The 23336-nt window shown below is 59.7% G+C and carries 23 protein-coding genes and 3 pseudogenes; 18 read left to right on the plus strand and 8 right to left on the minus strand.

The window, feature by feature from the left end; all coding sequences use genetic code 11:
* Positions 1–80: 80 nt before the first annotated feature.
* Together WDN46_11070 and WDN46_11075 are read right to left on the minus strand one after the other, a co-directional pair.
* Positions 81–902 carry an alpha/beta hydrolase gene (locus WDN46_11070; GenBank protein MEJ0093951.1) on the minus strand — a complete coding sequence of 274 codons (822 nt, stop codon included), beginning with the start codon at positions 900–902 and terminating at the stop codon, positions 81–83.
* 675 nt (positions 903–1577) lie between these two features.
* Complete coding sequence (locus WDN46_11075; GenBank protein MEJ0093952.1) at positions 1578–1784, minus strand: hypothetical protein; 207 nt, start codon at positions 1782–1784, stop codon at positions 1578–1580.
* Here WDN46_11075 and WDN46_11080 point away from each other — a divergent pair.
* Complete coding sequence (locus tag WDN46_11080; protein ID MEJ0093953.1) at positions 1761–2855, plus strand: FAD-linked oxidase C-terminal domain-containing protein; 1095 nt, start codon at positions 1761–1763, stop codon at positions 2853–2855. The genes WDN46_11075 and WDN46_11080 overlap by 24 nt on opposite strands.
* A gap of 115 nt (positions 2856–2970) precedes the next feature.
* Here the strand turns inward: WDN46_11080 and WDN46_11085 are convergent, their stop codons facing one another.
* The gene (locus WDN46_11085; GenBank protein MEJ0093954.1) at positions 2971–3273 is read right to left on the minus strand and encodes a hypothetical protein; all 303 of its coding nucleotides are present in this window, start codon (positions 3271–3273) and stop codon (positions 2971–2973) included.
* A 298-nt stretch (positions 3274–3571) separates the two neighbouring features.
* Here WDN46_11085 and WDN46_11090 point away from each other — a divergent pair.
* Positions 3572–4113: pseudogene (locus tag WDN46_11090) on the plus strand (IS5 family transposase).
* 17 nt (positions 4114–4130) lie between these two features.
* Here the strand turns inward: WDN46_11090 and WDN46_11095 are convergent.
* Positions 4131–5132, minus strand: a complete 1002-nt coding sequence (locus tag WDN46_11095) for a hypothetical protein (GenBank protein ID MEJ0093955.1) — start codon at positions 5130–5132, stop codon at positions 4131–4133.
* Positions 5133–5888: 756 nt separating this feature from the next.
* Here WDN46_11095 and WDN46_11100 point away from each other — a divergent pair.
* Positions 5889–6173, plus strand: a complete 285-nt coding sequence (locus tag WDN46_11100) for a helix-turn-helix domain-containing protein (GenBank protein MEJ0093956.1) — start codon at positions 5889–5891, stop codon at positions 6171–6173.
* A 198-nt stretch (positions 6174–6371) separates the two neighbouring features.
* Here WDN46_11100 and WDN46_11105 read toward each other — a convergent pair whose 3' ends face one another.
* Together WDN46_11105 and WDN46_11110 are read right to left on the minus strand one after the other, a co-directional pair.
* Complete coding sequence (locus tag WDN46_11105; GenBank protein MEJ0093957.1) at positions 6372–6995, minus strand: IS5 family transposase; 624 nt, start codon at positions 6993–6995, stop codon at positions 6372–6374.
* Positions 6962–7132, minus strand: a pseudogene (locus tag WDN46_11110) (transposase). Before WDN46_11110 ends, WDN46_11105 begins: the two are co-directional and overlap by 34 nt.
* A gap of 203 nt (positions 7133–7335) precedes the next feature.
* Between WDN46_11110 and WDN46_11115 the strand changes: the two are divergent.
* The 15 genes and pseudogenes from WDN46_11115 (at position 7336) to WDN46_11185 (ending at position 19961) form a co-directional block, all read left to right on the plus strand.
* Positions 7336–7815: a hypothetical protein gene (locus tag WDN46_11115; protein MEJ0093958.1), complete on the plus strand. Its 480-nt coding sequence runs from the start codon at positions 7336–7338 to the stop codon at positions 7813–7815.
* Positions 7796–8314, plus strand: a complete 519-nt coding sequence (locus WDN46_11120) for a DUF417 family protein (GenBank protein MEJ0093959.1) — start codon at positions 7796–7798, stop codon at positions 8312–8314. Before WDN46_11115 ends, WDN46_11120 begins: the two co-directional genes overlap by 20 nt.
* A gap of 64 nt (positions 8315–8378) precedes the next feature.
* A complete protein-coding gene (locus WDN46_11125; GenBank protein ID MEJ0093960.1) occupies positions 8379–8777 on the plus strand; it encodes a helix-turn-helix domain-containing protein in 399 nt (132 codons plus the stop codon).
* Positions 8778–8876: 99 nt separating this feature from the next.
* Positions 8877–9572 (plus strand): alpha/beta hydrolase, encoded by a 696-nt coding sequence (locus tag WDN46_11130; GenBank protein MEJ0093961.1) that lies wholly within the window; start codon positions 8877–8879, stop codon positions 9570–9572.
* A gap of 135 nt (positions 9573–9707) precedes the next feature.
* A complete protein-coding gene (locus tag WDN46_11135) occupies positions 9708–10553 on the plus strand; it encodes an alpha/beta hydrolase (GenBank protein MEJ0093962.1) in 846 nt (281 codons plus the stop codon).
* Positions 10554–10583: 30 nt separating this feature from the next.
* Positions 10584–11558, plus strand: coding sequence for a zinc-binding alcohol dehydrogenase family protein (locus tag WDN46_11140; protein MEJ0093963.1), 975 nt, complete (start codon positions 10584–10586; stop codon positions 11556–11558).
* 31 nt (positions 11559–11589) lie between these two features.
* The gene (locus WDN46_11145) at positions 11590–12360 is read left to right on the plus strand and encodes an SDR family oxidoreductase (protein MEJ0093964.1); all 771 of its coding nucleotides are present in this window, start codon (positions 11590–11592) and stop codon (positions 12358–12360) included.
* Positions 12361–12537: 177 nt separating this feature from the next.
* Positions 12538–13943 (plus strand): annotated as a pseudogene (locus WDN46_11150) (FAD-dependent oxidoreductase).
* Positions 13944–14682: 739 nt separating this feature from the next.
* Complete coding sequence (locus WDN46_11155; GenBank protein ID MEJ0093965.1) at positions 14683–15870, plus strand: acyl-CoA dehydrogenase family protein; 1188 nt, start codon at positions 14683–14685, stop codon at positions 15868–15870.
* Positions 15871–16067: 197 nt separating this feature from the next.
* Positions 16068–16220, plus strand: a complete 153-nt coding sequence (locus WDN46_11160) for a hypothetical protein (protein MEJ0093966.1) — start codon at positions 16068–16070, stop codon at positions 16218–16220.
* Positions 16221–16542: 322 nt separating this feature from the next.
* Positions 16543–17097, plus strand: a complete 555-nt coding sequence (locus WDN46_11165) for a hypothetical protein (protein MEJ0093967.1) — start codon at positions 16543–16545, stop codon at positions 17095–17097.
* Between the two features lie 2 nt (positions 17098–17099).
* A complete protein-coding gene (locus WDN46_11170; GenBank protein MEJ0093968.1) occupies positions 17100–18065 on the plus strand; it encodes a di-heme oxidoredictase family protein in 966 nt (321 codons plus the stop codon).
* Between the two features lie 287 nt (positions 18066–18352).
* Positions 18353–18739, plus strand: a complete 387-nt coding sequence (locus WDN46_11175) for a DUF202 domain-containing protein (protein MEJ0093969.1) — start codon at positions 18353–18355, stop codon at positions 18737–18739.
* A gap of 138 nt (positions 18740–18877) precedes the next feature.
* Complete coding sequence (locus tag WDN46_11180) at positions 18878–19213, plus strand: hypothetical protein (GenBank protein ID MEJ0093970.1); 336 nt, start codon at positions 18878–18880, stop codon at positions 19211–19213.
* A gap of 325 nt (positions 19214–19538) precedes the next feature.
* Positions 19539–19961 carry a cytochrome P460 family protein gene (locus WDN46_11185; protein MEJ0093971.1) on the plus strand — a complete coding sequence of 141 codons (423 nt, stop codon included), beginning with the start codon at positions 19539–19541 and terminating at the stop codon, positions 19959–19961.
* A gap of 253 nt (positions 19962–20214) precedes the next feature.
* Here WDN46_11185 and WDN46_11190 read toward each other — a convergent pair whose 3' ends face one another.
* Positions 20215–21819, minus strand: coding sequence for an MFS transporter (locus WDN46_11190; GenBank protein ID MEJ0093972.1), 1605 nt, complete (start codon positions 21817–21819; stop codon positions 20215–20217).
* A complete protein-coding gene (locus WDN46_11195) occupies positions 21816–23057 on the minus strand; it encodes an HlyD family secretion protein (GenBank protein MEJ0093973.1) in 1242 nt (413 codons plus the stop codon). Before WDN46_11195 ends, WDN46_11190 begins: the two co-directional genes overlap by 4 nt.
* Positions 23058–23336: the final 279 nt, after the last annotated feature.

The raw sequence follows: 23336 nt of genomic DNA on the forward strand, positions 1-23336 counted from the left end.
TTATCTCCCCCCTAGCGGAGATCTGCGGAACCAAGCTGTTTGTCGCTTCCGCAGAGAAGGCGAGAGGATGACTGTTGGCCTCAAGCCCTGATGAACGTTAGCAAATCGGCGTTGAGCTGATCCTGGTGAGTAATTGGCAGTCCGTGGGGGGCGCCTGGATAGATTTTCAACGTCGCCTGGGGAGCAATCTCGACCGAACGCTTGCCAGAGGCTCCAATTGGGACGATCTGGTCGTCATCGCCCTGAACGATTAACGTCGGGATCGTCATCTTCTCTAGGTCCTTAGTGTAATCCACTTCCGAAAACTCGCGAATACAATCATACTGGCCCTTAATGCCGCCGAGCATCCCCTGGCGCCAGAAGTTTTCACGAATGCCCTCGGAGACTTTGGCGGCCGGGCGGTTGTAGCCAAAGAAAGGCAGGGACAGATCCTTGTAGAACTGGGCGCGGTTTTCTGCGACGCCCTTGCGTATCCCATCGAAGACTTCGATCGGCGCGCCGTTTGGGTTCGATTTCGTCTTCAGCATCAGCGGGGGCACCGAGCTGACCAGCACGGCCTTCGCGACCCGAGCGGCGCCGTACTTGCCGATGTAGCGCGCCACCTCGCCGCCGCCGGTGGAGTGGCCGATTAGCACTGCGTCCTTCACGTCCAGATGATTGAGCAGTTCGTCATAGTCGGCGACATACTGCTCCATCGTATTATTGTCCCACGTCTGGTCCGAGCGCCCATGGCTGCGGCGGTCATGCGCGATGACGCGATATCCCTGGCTGCCGATGAATTGCATCTGGCCATCCCAGGCATCGCCGTCGAGCGGCCAACCGTGGGAAAAAATAATGGGCTGCCCCTTGCCCCAGTCCTTGTAGAAGATCTTCGTGCCGTCTTTGGTCGTGATATAGGCCATCATTGCCCTCCGTGATTAAAAGCATTGCCTGACTTTAGGCCTTAGAAAATCGCCGCTTGTTCAGGCGATGGCGGAGTTAACCTCTTCGAGAGTTCTTCTCCTGCTACGCTGAAGGAACAGTTGATCGCTGTGGCTAGAGCCTAACCCGCGCCCTGGATTCGGGTACGCGAGCCCGCCGGGCGCGTCTTTCAGAATCGCCCTGAAGTTTGCGAGATTGCATAAGGCCGTCCGAAGCCGCACAATGCCGGATGCAATCGCCGAGGAAGCTCTACGAGGTCGCCCGCTAGCCGCGATATTGACCATTTGGCCGGCGCCAAGCCTCATGCCGTCGCTAGCTATTTCTTCTGGGAGAGCCGAAGTCTGTCTTCGGGTGGAGTTACGAGGAAAGCGCGGCGAGATGATCGAAGGACATTTCGAAGCCGCCGGCCGCGCTCCGCGTCAGGCCGGGCAATCCACGCCTCCTGCACGTTTCCAAACATCGCCGCCGCGCCGCTGATATGGACGATTTCGCTAAAGCCTCGTGAAGCTCCAGCTCTAGCGCCGTCCCGCGGTCGGTCTCCTGCAGGAGCGCCAACGCCTGCTCGCACCATTGCTGGCATTCGGCATAGAGAGCCATTTCGAGGAAGAATGGAGTTGCCTTTGCAGCAAGCGGGCGGTCTCCTGACTTGGAGAAACTCAAGCGAGGGCCTTTCGGACATCGCCCAGGTGCGGAGCGTAGGCGGCCCCATGGCGCCCGTCGAAGGCCGAGGCGCTTTTGGCCGCTTCAAGAAAGCGGACAAAGTAAGTTGCATGGCGCTTGGATATTGCATCCAGCTCCCCACTTTCGGCGAGTTCTGCCGCCGCGTAGGCGCGCGTCAGATGAACAAAATCGTCGAAGTCCATGCTGCCGACCTCGACGTTGTTGTTCAGGCGGGGGCGACGCGCAAACAGCTCAATGAATATTTGCGCGACATGGGCCTGTTCTTCCCCGTCGACCCCGGCGCGGAAGCGTCTATCGGCGGAATGGCGGCCACCCGCGCCTCGGGAACCAACTCCGTACGATACGGCACGATGCGTGACAACGTGCTGTCGATGCAAGTGGTATTACCCGACGGACGAATAATCTGCACATCCAGCCGCGCGCGCAAATCCTCCGCCGGGTATGATCTCACGCGCGTCTTTGTCGGTTCAGAGGGTACGCTTGGCGTCATCACCGAGATAACCTTGCGGGTCTATGGGATCCCTGAGGTTATTGCGTCAGCCGTCTGCGCGTTTCCGACCTTGGGCGACGCCGTCAGCGCCGCAATCATGACAATGCTGGCCGGCGTGCCGATCGCGCGTATCGAGTTGGGGGACGAACTCTGCATCGAAGCCTTCAATAAATACTCAAAATTAGATCACAAGGTGGCGCCAACGCTTTTCCTGGAATTCCATGGCGCGCCCCGCGGCGTCGATGAGCAAGCCGAGATGGTCAAGAAGTTCGCCTTGGAGCGTGGCGGAACGAACTTCAAATGGTCCGCCTCGCCCGAGGAACGCGCGAACCTGTGGCAGGCGCGGCACGACGGTTTACATGCGGTTATGGCGCTCCGTCCCGGCTGCAAGGCGTGGCCGACAGAGGTCTGCGTTCCGATCTCGCAACTTTCTGCGGGTATTCTCGAGACTAAGGCGGATATCGACGCAACTCGCCTGCTGGCGCCGATTGCCGGGCATGTTGGGGACGGCAATTTTCACGTTGTTTTTATTCTCGATCCGAACAACGCGGCGGAACTCGCTGAGGCAGAGAAGCTCAACAAGCGCATAATTGCCCGCGCGTTGCGGATGGACGGCGCCTGCACTGGCGAGCATGGCGTCGGTTACGGTAAGATGCCTTACCTCGAGGAAGAACACGGCGAAGCGCTCGACGTGATGAAGTTGGTCAAGCACGCGCTCGATCCGCAAAACATCATGAATCCAGGAAAAGTGGTCAACGTCTGAGATTGGCGCTCGGGTGCTGATGCGGTGGGAGCGCCCCGAATGCATCGCGTTGAATTGGGTCCATGTTTGAGCCGTAGCCGAAATGCCGGAAATCCATGACGCTCTTTTGCGGCGTTCACTCGCGGATTTTTACCAACCGCGCGGCCTTTTGGTAAATGTCCTTAAGATCGTCCATGAAATGAAACGCCTCATTGAATTGCTTGAAATTATAATCCGGCCGTAGGGCGCTGACGCGCCCGCGTTCTATCTGGGCTTCCTCGATTCGTCCGGCAGCCGCGAGCGTCAGCGCCGCAACTGCATGTACGTGAACATGTGCGTTCGGTTGCTGGCTGGCGCGAAGAGCGAAATTGGCCGCCTCCTGGACCTTGCCGAGCCGCAGCAAGGCGAACGTTCGCGTCCCATGCATGCCAAACAACATCGGATCGAGTGGGCTGAGACGATTTGCAGTGTCAGCTGCGTCTACCGCGCGCCCGGGATCGCCAGTCTGACAGTGCACAAATGATAAGGCATAGTGGGCCAACGCATAGCTGGGACTTAAACGGACAGATTGATCCAACGCGCCAAAGGCGCTTTCATGCTCGCGCCGAAGCCACAGCGCTCGACCCATCGCGCAATGCGCCGCTGGGTCGCTAGGCCGTTGTGACGAATTCGGCGTTTGGGGGATTCTCGCGAGGATCTTTCCATGATTCAAGGCTGATTTTTGGAGATCAGCCTTGATGATTCGGGATGTCGATGCGCTGCGAGACGATCAATGGGAGCGGCTTTGTGATCTTGTGCCAGGCGGAAGAGCCGGCCAGCGCGGGCCGCGCTGCGACAATCGACGCTTCGTCGACGCGCTGTTATGGATGGCCCGCTCGGGCGGCCGCTGGCGCGATCTGCCCGAACGCTTCGGCGACCATCAGGCGGTGAAACGCCGCTACTATCGCTGGATCGAGCGCGGCGCCTTGGACGGATTTCTTGAGGCATTCACCGCCGAGGCCGATCTCGAATGGCTGATGATCGACTCAACAATCGTGCGCGCCCATCAGCACGCGGCCGGCGCAAGGATCGCCAAAGGGGGGCGGATGCCCAAGGCCTGGGCCGCTCTCGCGGTGGTTTGAGCACCAAAATCCACGCCGCGACAGACGCGCTCGGCAACCCCGTTCGGCTCCTTCTCGGACCTGGGCAGCGCAACGACATCACAAAAGCGCACGCCCTGATCGAAGGCTTTGCGGCCGATGCGATCATCGCCGATAAAGGTTATGACGCCAATCACTTGCGCAAGGCTGTTCTTAACTACTGCCTAGGATCGACCGCCAATCCTTGTCCGGCAGTCTCAAACGCTAAAGCAATCTCGCGTTCACGTTCGCGCGCTTGCAGCAGGAAGGTATTTTGAAAATGCGTGGTCGATAACCCCGCATAGCTTCGTGAGAACGTGGGGTCGAGGGTTATCGCTCTGGTGAAGAACTCCTGCGCCTCACGATTGCTGCCAATGGTAAAGCGGTGCATTTGGGCCAGCCCGAGATGGTACGCCTGCCACGCATCGAGCGACGCAGGCGGCGTGAGCAGGGCGCGGCTGCGTTCAATGAGGTGAATTTCCGCGTCAAGACCCATGACGATCCGCGCGGCCAAGAGGGGAGGCGCGGAAAAGGAATCAACGGCGTTGCAGCTGAGCTCATCCGCCCAAAAGATGCGAGCGCTCTTGGGGTCGATGAGCTCGATCGAAACAATATATCTCTTGCGGTCGCGCCGAAGATGGCCAGAGGCGACATATTGCGCATTCACCAGCGCAGCCGCGGCTGCGGTTGTTTGGCTTCGCAACAGAAAAGCCGTGCCCCGGGCGATAATGCTGATGCTTCGCAGTTTCGCGATGCCAAATATGATGTCGCTAGTAACGTTGTCCGCGTCTACAACGCCCTCCGGCGTCGCAGCCGTGAACGGCATCACCAGGATCGTCGGCCGGCGCGTGCGCACTGCTTGTTGGTCTGACGCAACGTCAAGGTGCGCGACATTGACCAAACTCATTTCAGCCGGCTTCGAAACCGACCGTTGCGCCGCCTCGAAAGTTGACTTGAGTGATGTCGGATCAATGCCTTCGCTCTGAAAATGCGCGAGGGATGCATCGATCTGGCGCTCGGCCGCGGCACACAGCCCGCGGCGAAGCAGCGCGCGAATGAGTTCAATGTGCGCTGCTTCGTCGAACGGCGCAACTTCGATGCGCTCCCGCAATACTTCAATGCGGTCGTCGCTCTCCGGCGGCAGGATGATGCTGAGTCGTTCGAGTAGCTGTTGCTGCAATTGACCAAAGCGGTGGCGCTGGCCTCCGGCAGGCGCAGCGGGACCCCGTTCTGGATGACCTGCAATGGTCCCAGCAAGAGCACGCGGTGCGCCGATGGGCTCGCGATTTCCATGGCCGCTCCAACGCTCGCTCCAATGGCGGCGGTGTACGACCTCCGAACAGGAAGCCCAGACGTCGCCGGGCGAGTTACGAAAGTATCACATTGACGGGGCGCGCCCAAGATAAAGATCTTGAATGAAATCAATATAGTAGATGTTATCACGGGATCGTGATCACGAGATCGTGACCAAGGTACAGAACCCTGCTGCCTTCGATCGATGCCGAATTCGTCAACCCGACCCACCGCGGCAGGGCTGCGGCTGTGCGGGAATTGGAAGACGTCAGCCATGGTTGCAGAAGAGGTGAATGTATCGCCGGCCGCGCGCGCGGGCCTTTGGCCATATAGGGTTACGTCAGGCGCTGGTTGTTGCGCCAGATCTCTCGTAAGTGGCCGCTCAAATGATCAGGCTTTAATGTTAATTGGCTGGAGGTCACGAATGTTGGAAGCGCATACCGAACAACTCGCGAAGGAATCTTTTTGCTCTCCTTGCGGCAATGCAAGGAACGCCGCGTCAAAGGTATCCGTTCTCGTCGAAGAAACCGTGAGCCGCGAAAAGCAAAACCCTATCGACGAGCCCGAACCTATCCGCGAGATCCTGATGCGCGTCGGCGACAAATGGACGGTCGTGATTTTGACGGCATTGAGAGAGAAGCGCATGCGCTTCAAGGATCTTCACCGAGCCGGACAGGGGATTTCGCAGCGCGTGCTTACTGCAAGCCTCAGGAGTCTTGAACAGGATGGCCTGCTGTTGCGGACCGCTTATCCAACAGTTCCGCCGCGTGTGGAATATGAATTGTCCGACCGCGGGCATTCGTTGAGAGAGGTCCTTGACCTAGTCGGAGCATGGATGTCGACTCATCGACCTGCCATTGAGGCGTCTCGGCGATGTTTCGACTCAGAGCGCGGATGCCCTGGGAAGCCTGCGCTTATCAAATGGTAGGTAACTATGCGAAAAGTGCCTTCTTGTGCTTCCACCGGAGCAGATGATACCTCATCGGCGCGGCCGTTTCGGCAATACAATCACTCGATGAAAATGAATGCGGGCTCGCTCCGTATTGCGAATGCGCTTGTCGGTCATTTGCATCAGCCTTGTTGCGAAAACCGCAGATAGAATAAAGAGGCCGCCTAGGCTCAGGACTCATTGATTGAGATAGAAGAGGACGGCGGCTGCGATGCAGATGGCGGAGAAGAAGGTGTGGGCGCATCGATCATAGCGGGTTGCGATGCGCCGCCAGTCCTTGAGCTTGGCGAACATGTTCTCGATTTTGTGACGCTGGCGGTAGAGCGTCTTGTCATAGGCAATGGGAAGCTTGCGGCTTCTGGTTGGCGGGATGCAGGGCTCGACGCCCCTGGCCTTCAGCGCGGCGCGGAACCAGTTGCTGTCGTAGCCCCTGTCGGCGATCAACATTGAAGCGGGCGGTAAAGCCTTGAGCATCAGCCGCGCGCCCTTGTGGTCGCTCATCTGGCCCTCCGAGAGCAACATGACGAGGGGCTTGCCGGCGCCGTCGCAAACGACGTGGAGCTTCGAGTTCAGTCCGCCTTTCGTGCGCCCGATACGGCGGGGAAGAGCCCCTTTTTGAGCAGGCTCGCCGCTGTGCGATGCGCCTTCAGATGCGTGGCGTCGATCATGATGCGCTCGGGCTTTGGACCTTCGCCAGCGAGCGCGGCGAATATGCGGTCGAAGACGCCGAGCCGGCTCCAGCGGATGAAGCGATTGTAAAGCGTCTTGTGCGGCCCGTAATCCTTGGGCGCATCTTTCCATTGCAGGCCGTTGCGGATCACATAGACGATTCCGCTGACCACCCGACGGTCGTCAACCCGCGGAACGCCATGCGACAGAGGAAAATGCGGCGCAAGCCGCGCCATCTGCCGCTCGCCCAACAAAAACAAATCACTCATCCCAGCCTCCCCATGCGGAGACCAGGAATCACATCTCAGGCAAATTTAATAGGTCCTGAGCCTAGACTCGAACACATAAACTCGCGTGGAGGGGTCATTTTGATGCGTCGAAAGCGCCTGAAGGCGCGTCGGGGTAAATAGAAATGCTGTGAAAAGGAGAAGCGTCTGGCCCTTAATCCGTCGTTCCTCAGGTTTTCGCCGTAGTGCAAAAGCTTAATGATCTTATTCGCTCGCTCGGAGGCGCCATCGACGTCATTGCGATCGCGTCGATCGTGAGTGGCGACGCACAGTTGGAAGCTTTGCGTAAACAGGAAATCGCAACCGAGGCCACCGTGGTTCAAATCATATCATCCGACCACTTGCTAGCCTATTCTTGTGCAGGTCGAGGCGACGTGAATGTCGACCTGGTGGATGCGAAAGCGCTTATCGGCGAACTCGCGCTGCTAGCTAGTCCGTTTGAGGGTTTCAGCATTGCGAGCTCACCGACTGCGCCAACTCTGCGAACTGCCCGGACGCTATTGACGCAAGCACTCTCGAATCTGATCGGCCATGCGATCAGGTCTGCCGAGGCGCGTCTTTCGGCCTCAAAGTCCTGTCGCCGCTTAAAGTGCCGCCCATTAACGAACGGCTTTTGCCGAGGCTGGATACACAGTGGAACGAATAATGAAATCGCTGATGAATGACCGGCCGAGCCTCATGATAAAAATTCTGACGAAGTCAGGTCTTCTCACGGAGGGTCTCGATTATCACCTCATCCGCACCGCGATGGTGATCATATTTATATTCTTTGGATATCAAAAATGGTTTGAGTATGAGGCGCAGGTCTTGATACCTTACAGCAGCAACGGCCCGCTTATTTCTTGGATGTATCCAGTTTTCGGAGTTCGGGGGGCCAGTTGGTTTTTGGGGGCGTCGGAGTGGCTGATTGGCGCGCTCTTGTTCGTGGGGTTTTGGAATAAAAAACTAGGAATCCTCGGGGCCATCGGCTCGACCGTTGCATTTGTGATGACGGTGACGATCATTCCATTCATGCCGAATGGCTGGGCGGCTTCAGCTGGTGGGTTTCCGGCGATGACGGGCAACGTTCCGTTCCTCATGAAGGATGTGGCGCTCCTGGCTGCATCAATCTACTTGCTGAGGCAAGATGTGCCACGGGTGTCTCCAGCCGCCAACGTCAAATGAGTCAGTCAGGATGTTTTGGAGCGACAGGTCGACGTCGGGCTCGCCGGCGGCATAGGTCGAAACTGTGAGCAGCGAAAAGCCAAATCCTATCGAAGAGCACGAACCTATCCGCGAGATCCTGACCCGCGTCGGCGACAAATGGACGATCGTGATTTTGACGGCGTTGAGAGAGAAGCGTATGCGCTTCACGGATCTCCACCGAGCCGGACAAGGCATCTCGCAGCGCGTGCTTACCGCGAGCCTCAGGAGTCTTGAACGGGACGGCTTACTGTTGCGGACCGTCTATCCAACAGTTCCGCCGCGCGTGGAATATGAATTGTCCGAACGCGGGCATTCGTTGAGAGAGGTCCTTGACCTAGTTGGAGCATGGATGGCGACGCATCGGCCTGCCATTGAAATGTCTCGGCGACGTTTCGACTCAGAACGCGAAAGCCAGGAGAAGCCTGAACTTATCAGGTGGTGAGCAAGCCCATCGGCGTCAGGAGCTTGGGGTGCCTGATTCCGTTCTGTCGGTGGCAATCAGGTTGAGGACCTTTCGGTCCCGTTCAGAAGGAGGGCGAGGATGTTCTCGAATGGTGTGAGTGTCGTGCTTGCCCACGGCGCCTGGGCGGACGGATCAAGCTGGGCGAAGATCATCGAGCCATTGGCGGCCAATAGGGTCAATGTGGCGGCGGCCCCGCTGCCGCTGACATCGTTCCGCGACGACGTGACGGCGCTCGATCGAACGCTGGAGCGGGTAGCGGGACGGGTTGTCCTCGTCGGTCACGCCTACACCGGCGCCGTCATCGCGGCGACACGCAGCGAGAAGGTTAAAGCGCTCGTCTATGTGGCGGCGCTTGCTCCGGATGAAGGCGAGACGGTAGCGGACGTCTTCTACCGCACCGAGCCGCATCCGCAGGCGCCTAAGCTCGCGCCCGATGATTATGGATTGATCTACCTGCCCGAGACGGCCTTCGCCGCCGCTTTCGCGCAAAACGCGTCGACAGCGGAACTGAATGTGCTGGCGGCGGTCCAACGGCCGATTTCGCACGCCTGCATCACCGACCCGATGGAGCGACCCCTGTGGAAGTACCGGCCGAGCTGGTTCCTGGTGGCCGAGCAGGACCGCATGATCGTTTGGGAGAACCAGCGCTTTATGGCGGAGCGGATGAAGGCGCGGATCCATTCACATCCGGTCGATCACGCGCCGCTGGTGACCGCGCCCTCGGTCGTCCTCGACATCATCCGCGAGGCGATCGATCAAGTCGTCGCGGGCTGACGACCGCCGTTTTCCGCATAAACCCGGCGAAGCCTCTGTCGTAACCAAGTCGGCCGCCGTCGCCGGGTTTCTTCGCCAGCTAAACAGCTCTCTCAAATCCGATTTAGTAGCACTGCCCAGCAAAGGAAAATCGCCATGACCGCCATCAACTATCGCACAGCCGACGTGGACGGCCTTAAGATCTTTTATCGCGAGGCGGGCGCGCCAAATGCGCCGAAGCTTCTGTTGCTGCATGGCTTCCCGAGCGCAGGCCACACGTTCCGCGATTTGATGCCATTGCTCGCCGACCGCTTCCACATCATCGCTCCCGATCTGCCGGGCTTCGGAAACTCCGACATGCCGGACCGCGGCCATAGCTTCGAGCGGGTCGCGGACACGATCGATCGCTTCACCGAGATTGTCGGCTTCGATCGCTACGCCCTCTATGTGTTCGACTACGGTGCGCCGACTGGCTTTCGGCTTGCAGTCAAGCATCCGGACCGGATCACAGCGATCATTTCCCAGAACGGCAACGCGTACGAGGAGGGGCTCAGCGACGGCTGGAATCCGATCCGAGCTTATTGGCAGGATGCGTCACCGGCCAACCGCGAGGCTTTGCGCGCCTTTCTGAAGCCCGAGACGACCATCTGGCAATACACGCACGGCGTCCCGGACGTGACGAGGGTCTCCCCGGACGGCTACTCACTCGACAATTTTTACCTGACCCGGCCCGGAGCCGACGAGGCCCAGCTCGACCTGTTCGGCGACTATAAGAGCAACGTCGCACTCTACCCGACCTTCCAAGCGTATTTCCGGACCCACAAGCCGCCTTTCCTCGCGGTGTGGGGCAAGAACGATCCGTTCTTTCTGCCGCCAGGAGCCGAGGCGTTCAAGCGCGACATCCCAAACGCGATCGTCCGCTTCTTCGATACCGGCCATTTCGCGCTTGAGACCCATGCCACGGAGATCGCGGCTGCGATCCGCAACTTCCTTCCCGGCTGATTTCGCAACCTAACTCACGGAGAGTTTGTTATGCGCGCCATCGTTCTCGAGAAATTCGGCGGCCTGGACAGCCTCGTCTACAAGGACATTCCGGAACCCGAGCCTAGACCCGGCTACGTCGTCATCGAGATCAAGGCTTTCGGCATCAACCATGCCGAGATCCATATGCGTCGCGGCGAATGGGCTGAGGCTGCGCCGGTTAGCGGCATCGAGTGCGTGGGCCTCGTGAAATCCTGCCCCGGCGGCGAGTTTCCGGTCGGGGCTAAGGTGGCGGCCCTGATGGGCGGGCTTGGCCGCACGATCAACGGCAGCTACGCTGAATATACTTGTGCGCCGGTCTCCAACGTCGCGCTGATCGAGGCGGACCTGCCGTGGGCCGAGCTTGCAGCGATCCCCGAGACTTACGCCACCGCCTGGACTTGCCTGTACCAGAATCTCACAATCGAAAAAGGACAATTGCTTGTCATTCGCGGTGCGACCTCGTCCTTCGGACAGGCCGCGCTCAAGATGACGGTCAACGCTGGGGCTCGAGTGATCGCGACGACCCGCAGCCGCGAACGGTTCGCCCTGCTGGAAGAGCTAGGGGCCGAGCGCTGTGAGATTGAGCGCCGCGATCTCTCGAAACACATCCCCGAGGCGAAGAATATCGACGCCGTGCTGGACCTCGTTGGCAACAGCGTTGTGCTCGACTCTCTCGCCGTGCTGCGTCGGGGAGGCCGTTCCTGCCTGGCGGGTTGGCTTGGCGGGCTCGATCCGATCCCCGACTTCAACCCGCTGCTGCAGATGCCGAGCGGCGTCTACCTGACTTTCTTCGGCAGCTTCGTGTTCGGCGCGCCTGGCTTCCCCCTCTCGGACGTGCCGCTGCAGCAGATCGCGGCTGATGCCGCCGCTGGTCGGCTCGACGTGAAGCCGGTCCGGATCTTCCGCTTCGAGGAGATCCGTGAAGCGCACCGGGCCATGGAGGCCAACGAGGCCCGCGGAAAGATGGTCGTGGTCCACGACTAAGGCCAAGACCTTGAAATAACGGAGATCCCCAATGTCGAAGTCAGTCGCTATCATCACGGGCGCCAGCCAGGGCATCGGCCGATCGACGGCGGTCCGTCTCGCGCGCGATTTCTCCGCGCTGGTCCTGGTTGCGCGGAATCGCGTCAATCTGGATCAGACGGCCGAAGCGGTCAGGGGCGTCGGAGCAGAGGCATTGGTCATCGACGCTGATCTGGCCCAGCCAGAAGCCGCGCAGGCCGTGGTTGATCAAGCCTTGGCGGCCTTCGGCCGCATCGACGCGCTCCTCAACATCGCGGGCGCAGTGCCGCAGATCGACCTGTTCGAGATGACCGACGCGCAGTGGAACGGCGCGCTCGCGCTGAAACTGCACGGCGCGCGTCGGCTCACGATCGCGGCGTGGCCGGCGCTGCAGGCGGCGAAGGGCGCCGTGGTTCTGATGTCGGGCAATTCGGCGCTGTTTCCGAAGGCGCCCTATGCGGCCGTTGGCACGATTAACGCTGCGATCGTCGCCTTGGCGAAGGCCTTCTCCGATCGCGGCATCACCGACGGCGTGCAAGTCAACAGCGTCCTTCCCGGCCCGGTTATGACCGGCCGCCGCCGCTCGTACCTCGAGCACTGGGCGCCATCGCATAACATGACGGTGGAGGAGGCGACGTCCAACTTCCCCAAGGAGGCCGGCATCGCCCGCTACGGCGAGCCGGAGGAGATCGCGGAGCTGATGGCCTTCCTTGTGTCGCCGGGCGCCCGATGGATGACCGGCTCGATGCTCCGCATGGATGGCGGGGAGGTGAAGTCGATCTAGCCAAATTTACGAGTGGGAAACGCCGCCCTTCGTCTTCGACCAGGATTCAACCATGAGCCGTCGCTGCAATTACTCCGTTACTCCGGTCCCTCGTCGTCATTCTGCCCGGCCCGCATGCAGTCCCGTGCGCCGGCGTCCGCGCCAGTGGCTGCCGGCGTCATCAGAAAGGAAATAATTATGCCGAAATTAGAACATTTTGATGTCGTCATCCTTGGCAGCGGCCAGGGTGGCAAACTACTTGCCTGGCATCTGGCGCGATCCGGGAAAAAGGTTGCCGTTGTTGAGCGCCGTTGGGTCGGCGGCTCGTGCCCGGCCGTGGCCTGTCTGCCATCCAAGAACGTACTCTGGAGCGCGCGGATCGCCCATCTTGTGCGGACCGGAGCCCATTTCGGAACGCTCGTCGACGCTTTCAAAACCGATATGCGCGCGGTGAGTCGCCGCAAGCGGGACATGATCGATCGAGAAGTGTCGGCGCATCTGAAAGCTTATCGCGAAAGCGGAGCCGAGCTGATCATGGGCCGCGGTCATTTCGTGGGCGCGAAAACTATCGAGGCCGCCCTTAATGACGGAGGCCAGCGCCTGCTCGCTGGCAACGAGATCGTCGTGAATGTTGGCACGCACGCTGCTATTCCAGACGTCCAGGGCTTGCAGGATGCCCGTCCGCTTACCCACATCGAGGCGCTGGAGCTCGATGACCTGCCGCCGCATTTGATCGTGTTTGGCGGCGGCTATACTGGCATTGAAATGGCGCAGGCTTATCGCCGCTTCGGCAGTCACGTCACAATTATCGAGCCCGGGCGGCAGCTCATGGGGCGCGAAGATGCCGATGTGGCGGAGGCGATCGGTGGGATTCTAAGCAGCGAAGGCGTCGAAATCCTTCGGAACGCCAAGCCGCTTAGCGTCCATGGAATGTCCGGCGACGCAGTGACGGTCACGGTCATGACCGAAGTCGGAGAACGCAAGATCGAAGGCAGTCATCTGCTCGTGGCGACCGGCCGGATCGCGAACACCGCTGATATCGGCCTCGACAAAGCCGGAATCGCGTTGGATGCGCAAGGCTTCATCGCGGTCAACGAACGGCTCGAGACGAGTGCGCCCGGCGTCTGGGCGATCGGAGAGTGCGCCGGGAGCCCTCAGTTCACACATGTGTCGGTCGATGATTTCAGGATCGTCCGGGACAATATGGCTGGCGGCAATCGCGGAACGAAGGGTCGCCTAGTTCCTCATGTCATGTTCACCGATCCGCCGCTCGCGCACGTGGGCTTATCTGAACGCGAGGCGCAGCGCGAGGGCATTTCGGTCCGCGTTGCAAAGATGCCGATGGCCAATGTGCTCGCACGCTGGCGACCGATGAGACGGAAGGGTTTATGAAGGTGCTGGTGAGCGCCAAGGATGACCGGATCCTCGGTTTCACGATGATCGGCTCGGAAGCGGGCGAGGTGATGACAATTGTCCAGACGGCGATGCTCGCTGACCTGCCCTATAGCAGGTTGCGGGAGGCCGCTATCACGCACCTCACTGTCGCCGAGGGCTTGGGTCCGCTGTTCGGAAGCGTGCCGGCGCGAGCCATCGAAGCTGCCTGATATTGAACCGCCCCGATCAGATGATCGTTTGATTGGGCGCTGCTTGGAGCGTCGGACCGACCGAACAGCCGGAATTGTGAAGGCTCTTGGATGCCGTGAGGCATCCGAAAACCGCCGATGTGCCGAATATAGCAGCGGCTCCGCACGAAGCGCATTGACCGCCCGTTGGATGCGCGGATCGCCAACATCGTTCGGCGGGGCGGAGGCGACCGCGAACGGAACGTAGTTGGCTTGTTTGTGCGCTCCGCCAACCGACGCGCGCCACGCTCGCCAATGGCTTGCGTCCATTTTAAAAACGGGCTGTCGCTGCGGGGGCCATTGCAACGCGTTTGACGCCAGAATCAACTAACCGTGCGACCGGACCACTAATCGCGGTCAGTCCATTTTGCCCTGCATGTTGCGTTCGTAGCCAATCACGTCGAGCTCGTAATCCTGTCGTAACGACTGTCACCTAACTTCGCCTGCGTGAAATTATCACATCAGGGGTTCGTGAAAGTCAAATGCGTTTCTTGCCGCCGCCATATTAATAAAGTGTGCGGAGATCCTCCGCTTATCCTCGAACTCTTCCGCTCGATCATCGGCAGCTTCTGCGGGAACGGCAAATATGTAGCGCAAGAGATGATCGATGAATGTTTGCGCGTCGGCTCGTGGTGGCGAACCTGAATCCGGCGAAGGTTTCCGGCGCTCTCTAGTTCTGCGCTCGGCGCCTCATCAATGACTCCCAGATCAGAAGAAACAAATGACGACCAGTTATGAAACGCAATCAAAGACGCCCATAGATCCGGTTATGGCCGCCAAGCAACTTATCCCGCTTATTCTCGCGAGACGCGACAAGGCTGAGCGGATCCGGCGCGTTCCGGCCGACGTAACAACGGCTCTTGCGGATGCCGGGCTGTTACAAATGTATCTTCCGCGTTCGATGGGAGGCCCGGAGCTATCGCCGCTGACGGCGTTCGAGGCGATCGAGACGTTGTCCAGAGCCGACGGCGCCATCGGTTGGTGCGCCATGATCTCTTCCGACCTATCGCTTTTTATGGGTTGGCTTCCGGCGGATGTTGGCCGCCAGATGTGTGGAGACCCCGCTGATTTGCGCGTCGCCGGCTCTCTGAGACCGCAGGGGCGTGCGCATATAGTCGAGGGTGGCTATCGCGTTCGGGGGCGCTGGAATTTCGCCAGCGGCGTCGATCATGCGAATTGGCTATATTGCCCGTGCATGGTGATGGATGGAGACGAACCCCAATTGAACGAGGCGGGGATGCCGCGGGTTATGAGCATGTGGATTCGATCCGACGAAGCGACGATCGAGGATACCTGGACGGCGATCGGCATGCGCGGCACGGGCAGCAATGATTTCGTCGTTCACGATATTTTCGCGCCCGCCGCTCGCGCCTTTTCCCTAAACGGTCCATCATGTGAAAGAGGCCCCCTCTACAATTCTAGACTGCAATTGACGGCGGTGTGGACTGCTACCGTCGCAAATGCGCTTGGCATAGCGCGGGGCGCCATAGACTCGTTCATCGAATTAGCTGCGGAGACGAGTTCAACGAGTTCCAGTTCCGTTTTGCGAGATCGACCCCTCGTGCAAACGCGTGTGGCTGAGGCGGAGGCCATTCTCGGAGCTGCTCGCGCCTATGTTGTCGACTCAGTCGGCAGCGCGTGGGCGGCGATTTGCGATGGAGCGCTTGATCCAAGCCATGCTATTGCGAGAGCGCGTCTCGCCATCGTCCACGGCATGCATGAGGCGGTTCGTTCGGTCGATCTGGTATTCCACGCGGCGGGAACAAACGCAATCTACAGCCTGAATCCATTGGAGCGGTATTTTAGGGATATCCATGTCACCGTTCAGCATGGCGCCGCGCTTCCGGCGCAATATGAATCCGCCGGCAAAGCCCTGATGGGTTTGCGTCCGACCGAACGAGGCTGGTGAGGGGGCCGCAAACGTCTGGCTCATCCATAGAACCGCAGCCAGCGCCTCGAATGGGCGTCGGCGGCACAGTTGAAAGGGCAGCTTGTCGGCGAGGCCGCGCCCGAATGGATCGCGGCGGCCGGCGCAAGGACGGCCTATATCATCCCTGGCAACCCGTGGGGAATCGGCTTAAACGCGCGCCCGCGTTGAGATGCTTGATGCAAATCGTCTATTCGCTCAACGAAGCCAGGATCGTCATCGAAAGCAGGCAGCTTCATTGCCGCATCCACAGCCATATGGATCGCCGGGCTATAAGCCGCCTGCGCGATCTGCATCGCCGTCACCTTCCTTCTCAAAAAAATCAGTCCTGAGCGCGCTAGGTGCGTTACGACCGTCGTACGACGGCCCGCAGCTGAAACTATACCGTAATGTCCACCCGTTATCGTCTTCCTATTGCGATGGGGGGAGGCGCGGCGGGCCCATGGATTGTTCGGTTGCTGGCCCAACATAGCTGCTGGGAATCCAAATGAGTTTCTCTTCCATCTCAATTTAAGGCCCTGGCATTTCAGTTCGCAGGCGCGCGGACTGAGAAGCTAGCAAAGCCTGATCTCTATTCGTCAACGGCGCTGGGCGGCTGCCGATGCCAACTAAGTCTGGTTGCAATCCGCTGTAATATTTATGGAGAAAAACGACGTGAGCATTCTGTGCTTCATGAACAATTCCGCATGTCATCGCGCCGGCATATTGGCCTTGGCGCTGTCATTGGCCCCGTTTCTAGCCAAGCCGGCAGGCGCACAGACAACGGGGAAATCCGTCTCGATCACGATTAAGGCGCCAAAGGTTTCCGATCCGGGTCCTCGTCCGGTGGGCAACCAGAGCATCACCGTCAATGGCGTCATCCTCAACACCGGCGTCGTCGACTTTCTCCAGCCCATGGACGCGAACGGCAACGGCGCCGGTCGGCAACTTGGGAATATCACGCCAGACCAAACGGCCGCTTGGTTTACCGCGCTTGAGGTCTTCGGCCTCCCTGCGACCGTGAACGGCGCGATCGATCCGATCACCAAAAATCCGTCGATAGTTGGATTGGGACCCGCTTTCAACGGCAACAGTTGCTTCATGTGCCACTCTTTCCCCACGATCGGCGGCAGCAGCCCCCCCGTCAATCCGCAAGTCGCCGTCGCAACCGCCAGCGGCGCGCGGAACTCTCAACCCCCATTCATCGTCTTGAACGGTCCCCGCTCTTAAGCATTCGGGGTAGGAGCGATGCGCCCGCGGGTTGCACTCTTGCGCAGCCCGACTTCAAAACGGAGCTTAGTCGAAACAATATCGTATTCCGCATCCCTCCGCCGACTTTTGGCGTAGGGTACATCGAAAACACTTCGGATGAGATGCTCCGGTTTAGTTTCGAATCAACTTCGTCGCAAAGAGCGGCCCTCGGCATTGCCGGCCACTTCAACACGAATGGAAATGACCAGACCATCACCCGTTTTGGTTGGAAGGCGCAGGACAAGTCATTGCTGCTGTTTGCGGGCGAGGCCGCAAACGTCGAGATGGGCGTGACTAATGAGCTTTTCCCTAATGAACGGAACCCATCGACCGCTTGCGATGTTCACGAATTGCCCGAAGACACGACCAACATCGTCTCTTCCACCGAGCTCGGAGCCAACAACGCTGGCGACGACACAGCGGTCGTTTCCTCCGACATCACCGATTTCGGGATCTTCATGCGGCTCAACGCCGCTCCCAGCCAATGCGCGTTCGACAGCGGCGTCAGCAGCACCGGCGCGGCTCTCTGTACGCCGCTGACCAGCAGCAGGAACGCCGCGAGCATCGATGATGGCCACCAGCGTTTTAGATCGGTCGGATGCGGTCTATGTCACTCTGAGACCCTGAAGACGGGACCCTCGCCGTTCGCGTCTCTCAGCAACGCGACGTACCATCCCTTTTCAGACTTTGCGGTGCATAACATGGGCAAAAACCTCGCCGACGGCGTGGTTCAGGGCGCCGCCTCGGGCGATGAGTTTCGGACTGCGCCGCTTTGGGGCATCGGCCAGAGAGCATTTTTCCTACACGATGGCCGGACAAACGATCTGTTGAGCGCTATCGCCGCGCATATGAGCCCGGGTTCCGAGGCAAATGCCGTGATCAATAACTTTAATGTCCTGACGGATGCCCAAAAGCAGGATGTTCTGAACTATCTGCGCTCGCTCTGACCCGGCGGAAGCGGGAAGCTAGCGCGATCTTCATCCGCCCTTATAGCCCGGCCTAGCGCCGGGCTTTTTCGTGGGCGGATGGGACCCCGCGCGCCTCTGCCGGAAGCGCTGATTGGTTATCGTCCGGCCATCCGCGAGCTTAATCTTGGGAATAATTATTCGTAGTATCCCTCAGCGGTCCCGGATGTAGAGCGCTGGATTGTAAGGAGCAGCGCGGCTAACGGGCGGCGGGAAAGGCTCTTTATCTGAACGGGGAGCGGCGCCATATCTGGGCGGGGAGGAGCGCCATGATTCGGGACTATAGCGACCACGCGGCCAACGAGCGGACATTTCTTGCCTGGGTGCGCACCGGCATCGCCGTAATCGCCTTCGGATTCGTCATCGAGAAATTCAATCTCTTTGTCCTGGCGATCTTAAGCTCCACGCCCGTCGATGCGGCGCATCGGCTGCGGCTCGACAAACTCTCGGGACCGCTCGGCCGCTACGGCGGCCCAGCTCTTATCTTTCTTGGCCTCGCGCTTGTCGTCGTAGCAACTGCGCGCTTCATCCGCACCGGGCAGCTGCTCGATGACCCCGCCATGCATTCCGCCGGCAGCGTACGCGCTGAGCTGGCCTTAGCGGTGCTGTTAGTGTTGGTTGTCGCGGGTTTAAGCGTTTATCTCATCCTTGGATAAATGTGACGAAACGAACGATCGGCGCGCCGTGCGCGACGGCATTGTTTAGGAGCAAGTCTGCGCCATCGCATCTGACGCCGTGCTCGCGCTGCGGGCTGTCCATATCCAGATGCGCTGTTTGGTTACGTTGCAGAGCAGCTGAACCAGTTTGAACTCGCTTATCTCCACGTCATCGAGCCGCGCGTGAAGGGCAATGTGGTCATCGCCGAAGGGCAGCGGCCTATCGGCGCCCAGCAATTACGCAAAATATTCAAAGGCAAGATCACCGCCGCTGGCGGCTTCGAACCGGATAGCGCGGAAGCGGTCATTGAAAAGGGGGACGCTGATCTGGTTGCGTTCGGACGTCACTTCGTTGCAAATCCCGATTTGCCGAAGCGCATCAAGCTGAGAGCGCCGCTTACCAAATATGACCGCGATACGTTCTATACCTTCGACGCTCGCGGATACACTGATTACCCATTCTACAACGACTGAGCGACCGACGGTCGCTTTGGAGGAGCGATAATCGCGATCTACGAATGATCGAATTGGCGCAGTTGGTCCCTATCATTCCATTGAGCGCCCGCCTTGTCCTCGGAACGCTTTGTGCAGTTTGCCTAACAACGTTTGTAAAGTCGCACATTGGTAGGATTTAGACGTCTGCCATAGCTGGTACAGATTGGCGCGACGTGCTTGAATGCCTCTCGGTGGTCGGGCGGGGCTGCCACTGAAGTCGGCATCGACCATTCTACCTTTCCCGTCCAGACCTCCAAAATAGGCTGCTTGATCTCGTTCGCACTATCGAAGGGAGGCTCTCCGTATGAGGCGGATAGTTTCCGTGCTCGTTGCAGTAGCAGTGATCGCCGGCGTGGTCCCCTACGCGGCCCCGGCGTCTGGACAATCCGATGGAGAGGCCGCCCCGATCTTCGGAGTCAAAATTCCCCCCGGATACCGCGATTGGAGATTGATCTCCGTGGCTCACGAAGAAGGCAACCTCAACGATTTGCGCGCCATTCTGGGTAATGACGTAGCGATCAACGCCTACAGGGAGGGGAGGCTTCCGTTCCCGGACGGCGCGATCATTGCCCGACTCGCCTGGAGTCATATCCCGTCGGAGGAAAACAATAAAGTCTTTGGCCGCTCCCAATCTTTCGTGGCCGGGGCCCCTACGAACGTTCAGTTTATGGTCAAGGACTCAAAAGAATACGCCTCAACCCGGGGGTTGGGGGTTCGCTCAATTTAGCGAAGGCAAACCCGCCGATGAGGGGGTGCACAATACCTGTTTTTCCTGCCATGAGCCCGTCAAAGCTCGCGACTTCGTCTTCACTCGTTATGCGCCTTAAGGGCCGAACGTGGAGCGCGCGCATTGCGTCATAACGGAGTCTGAATTTTAAACCGTTCGCGGCAAAAATAATGGATTGATCGACGGAGACGTTCGGCTTCGTAGGGTCTTGTTAGGCCTGACTCCTATTTACGAATAGGATAATTGCCCCGCGTCAAAACTGCGAAGGCGGCGGCTTGCGGATCAGGGCGACCAGCAGCAGACAGACGAACGCGCCGACAGCAGCGGCGAGAAAGCCATCGATATAGGCGAGCACCGACGCTTGCCGCGCGACGGTTTGCGCTAGCAACTGGGTCGCGCGGGCGGCGGCCTCGCCGGCATTGGCCGTGCGCTCGCTGATGGCTCCGCGATACGTCGCAAGCCGGTCGATCGTGTACGAGGAAAGGCCGTCGACATGCGCGCCGATCAAATTCGAATGAATCTGTTCTCGCATGCGCACAAAGGTCTGCATGAAGGCTGTGCCGATCTCGCCGCCAAACTGGCGCGCGATCTGCAAAAGGGCGCCGATCGTCAAAATATCGGCGGGGTTGACCGAACGGACGATCAGCATGAGAAGCGCCGTCAGAGCGAAGGATTGGCCGACGGCCTGTACGATCTGGGAGGGAAGAAAATCGTCCGTCGCCCATTCGCTGGTCAGGTTCGTCGCCATCAGGCAAGCAACGCCGACCAAGATGGAGCCAAGAGCCAGAACCCAACGTGCGTCGACCCGCCGCAGCAAAGCGGCCATGGGCAGTACGATGACGATCTGGGGCAGTGCGATCCAGAGCAGCACGGCGCCAACCTGCAGCTCACGAAAATTCTGCACTGTTTGCAAATAGGTCGGGATGATGTAGGCGGTGGAAAGAATAATGAACCGATAGCCAGCGAGCAACGCGAGGAGTATCGGCAGGTTCTCGCGCACGATCACCCTGATATTTAGAAAAGGACGCGGCGTCACCAGCTCGCGGACGACAAATGTGGTCGTTAGCAGCGCGCCAGACAGCAACAGACCGTTAACGAGTCCGTTGTTGGTCCAATCGAGCCGATTGCCCTGATCGAGGCCGGCGTAGAGCAGCGCAAAACCTATCCCGGCGTAGGCGAGGCCAGGCCAGTCGAGATCGCGCAGCACCTCGACCCGGCCTTTCTCGCGCGGCACGCCATACCAGATGCAAGCGAACATCACAGGGAGCACGAGGCAATATTGCCAATCGATCCAGGCCCAAGACCAATGATCCGTATACCAACCTTCAAGCGATGCTGCGATGTTCTGCGATAGTTCGGTATTCATTGAGTATAGCGCGATGCCATAGAGGACGAGGCGTGGGGGCAGGCTGCGCAGGGTGAAGCTGATGGTAAATGGAATGAATGTTCCCGAGCTGAGGCCGCCGAGAAACTGCATAGTGATAAAAGCGGTAAGGTTTGGCGATAAGGGGCCGAGCAGACACGTCATGAAGAAGAGCACGATCGCCAACAGCAGAACGCGCCGCACGCCGAACATCGCGCCAACATAGGGCGAGGCTACGGCCATCACCATCTGGCCGACGCCGAAGCTCGTCGTGATCCAGGCGCCTTCGTCAAAGCTGGCGTGCATGCCGCCGCGCAGATCGGCGAGTCCGAAGTTCGTGACGCGGTTTCCGAGGTTGCTTATAATCGCGCCGAGCATCACTCCCAGCATGCCGACATAGGGGCGCAGCGAGTCGGCGCTAAGACGCGGCGGCGCATGGCCGGCGGCTTGAAGCGCCACGCCGGCTGATGTCACTGGGAACAGGTGAAGTTTCATTTTAACGCGGACGAGTTGGCGGGTTGCGCCGGGTCGTCTTTTTGAGTTGAGGCGGCGCCGTCAGAGCGCTTACCTGCGGAGCCTTGGTCCGCAGAGCGCTCGCTTGCGGTTCCGGTGTCGATCGTCGCCTCGACCGACATCCCCGGCCGCACCAGCGCGCCCAGCGCGGGGTTTGGGTCGAGCACGATCTTCACCGGGACGCGCTGCACGACTTTGGTGAAATTGCCGGTCGCATTGTCGGGAGGCAGCAACGCAAAGGCGCTTCCGGTGCCGGGAGCCCAACTGTCGACGTGGCCGGTCAAGGCGAGATCGGGGAAAGCATCGACCACGACCTGCGCCGGCTGCCCGAGGCGCACATTGGTCATCTGCGTTTCTTTGTAATTTGCGATGACCCATATGTTGGGCAGAGGCACGGCCGCAATCACCTGCGCGCCGGCGTTGATGAACTGGCCGGGGCGGACTTGCCGCTGGCCGACCATTCCGTCAGCTGGCGAAACAATCCGCGTGTAATCGAGATTATTGCGCGCCAGCGTCTCCTGCGCCTCGGCTCCGAGCACTTGCGCCTGCAGCTGTCTCTCCTGTACGTCTAGACTGGCGAGGAGAGCCTTTTGCTGATCGAGCTGCGCCTTGTTCAACTGAACCTGGGCGGAAGTGCGCGTCACGTTGTCCTGAGCCTGCTCGACGAGCTGCGGCAATCCGGCGATCCTTGTTTGCAGCAGGTCTTTTTGCCGATTGAACTCTAGCTGATAGCGCAACAGATCGGCCTGGGTCGCCTCGATGGTCGCCTCCGCTTGACGGATCAGCGCGCGCTGGACATCCTTTTGGTTGGCGATATTGGCGAGCGTCGCCTGCGCTGCGGCGCGGTTCGCTTCGGCTTGCGTCAGCGCGGCGCGATAGTCGGACGGCTCGATTTCCACGATGAGGTCGCCTTTGCGGACGGTCTGATAGTCGCGCACCGCCACCTTATCGATGTAGCCGGAGACCTTCGTGGAAAGCGGCGTGATGTCGCCCGTCATATAGGCGTCGTCGGTCGTCTCGTAGCGGGCGGCGCCGGTCCATCGGTTCCAGCGCGTGGCGACGTACCAGACCAGAAATCCCGCGGCGGCGACCAATCCGACGCGCAACAAAGGATAAATCCACGCCCGCGCGGACCCATGCGCTGACCCTTGTGCCGACCCTTGCGCGCCGTTCGAGGCCGGCGGCGCGGGTTTGGCAGCGTCGTTGGTCGCGTCAGGCATTCTCGAGGGCTCCCGGTTCGCTCAGCGGGTACTCGCCCGTAAGCGTTAATCCATCGGTATCTTAGCTCAATATTCCGCGCAATGCCCGAGCGGGGTCAGCATTTTGGGGCTGGCGCGCGCTCTTTCGGAGGCTTGGCGACAATTCTGCGGCGAGGCGGTTGCCTTGCGTGGCTATGACCCTTCGATGCCTCAGCAGCTTGAGAGTAAGCCTGGATCGGCCGATAGAAACCTGCATAAATGAACTACGAGCGCTTACGGCATTTTACCGCGGCGGCGAAA

The sequence above is a fragment of the Methylocella sp. genome, from assembly GCA_037200525.1.
In the GTDB taxonomy this organism is placed as follows: Bacteria; Pseudomonadota; Alphaproteobacteria; order Rhizobiales; family Beijerinckiaceae; genus Methylocapsa.

What these genes read in the sequence shown, in the direction of transcription:
- WDN46_11070 (MEJ0093951.1), bottom strand. Translation starts at nt 902, where the DNA reads ATGGCCTATATCACGACCAAAGACGGCACGAAGATCTTCTACAAGGAC.
- WDN46_11080 (MEJ0093953.1), top strand. Translation starts at nt 1,761, where the DNA reads ATGAACAAAATCGTCGAAGTCCATGCTGCCGACCTCGACGTTGTTGTT.
- WDN46_11075 (MEJ0093952.1), bottom strand. Translation starts at nt 1,784, where the DNA reads ATGGACTTCGACGATTTTGTTCATCTGACGCGCGCCTACGCGGCGGCA.
- WDN46_11085 (MEJ0093954.1), bottom strand. Translation starts at nt 3,273, where the DNA reads ATGTTGTTTGGCATGCATGGGACGCGAACGTTCGCCTTGCTGCGGCTC.
- WDN46_11100 (MEJ0093956.1), top strand. Translation starts at nt 5,889, where the DNA reads ATGCGCTTCAAGGATCTTCACCGAGCCGGACAGGGGATTTCGCAGCGC.
- WDN46_11105 (MEJ0093957.1), bottom strand. Translation starts at nt 6,995, where the DNA reads ATGGAAAGATGCGCCCAAGGATTACGGGCCGCACAAGACGCTTTACAA.
- WDN46_11120 (MEJ0093959.1), top strand. Translation starts at nt 7,796, where the DNA reads ATGAAATCGCTGATGAATGACCGGCCGAGCCTCATGATAAAAATTCTG.
- WDN46_11130 (MEJ0093961.1), top strand. Translation starts at nt 8,877, where the DNA reads ATGTTCTCGAATGGTGTGAGTGTCGTGCTTGCCCACGGCGCCTGGGCG.
- WDN46_11135 (MEJ0093962.1), top strand. Translation starts at nt 9,708, where the DNA reads ATGACCGCCATCAACTATCGCACAGCCGACGTGGACGGCCTTAAGATC.
- WDN46_11140 (MEJ0093963.1), top strand. Translation starts at nt 10,584, where the DNA reads ATGCGCGCCATCGTTCTCGAGAAATTCGGCGGCCTGGACAGCCTCGTC.
- WDN46_11145 (MEJ0093964.1), top strand. Translation starts at nt 11,590, where the DNA reads ATGTCGAAGTCAGTCGCTATCATCACGGGCGCCAGCCAGGGCATCGGC.
- WDN46_11155 (MEJ0093965.1), top strand. Translation starts at nt 14,683, where the DNA reads ATGACGACCAGTTATGAAACGCAATCAAAGACGCCCATAGATCCGGTT.
- WDN46_11160 (MEJ0093966.1), top strand. Translation starts at nt 16,068, where the DNA reads ATGCAAATCGTCTATTCGCTCAACGAAGCCAGGATCGTCATCGAAAGC.
- WDN46_11175 (MEJ0093969.1), top strand. Translation starts at nt 18,353, where the DNA reads ATGATTCGGGACTATAGCGACCACGCGGCCAACGAGCGGACATTTCTT.
- WDN46_11185 (MEJ0093971.1), top strand. Translation starts at nt 19,539, where the DNA reads ATGAGGCGGATAGTTTCCGTGCTCGTTGCAGTAGCAGTGATCGCCGGC.
- WDN46_11190 (MEJ0093972.1), bottom strand. Translation starts at nt 21,819, where the DNA reads ATGAAACTTCACCTGTTCCCAGTGACATCAGCCGGCGTGGCGCTTCAA.
- WDN46_11195 (MEJ0093973.1), bottom strand. Translation starts at nt 23,057, where the DNA reads ATGCCTGACGCGACCAACGACGCTGCCAAACCCGCGCCGCCGGCCTCG.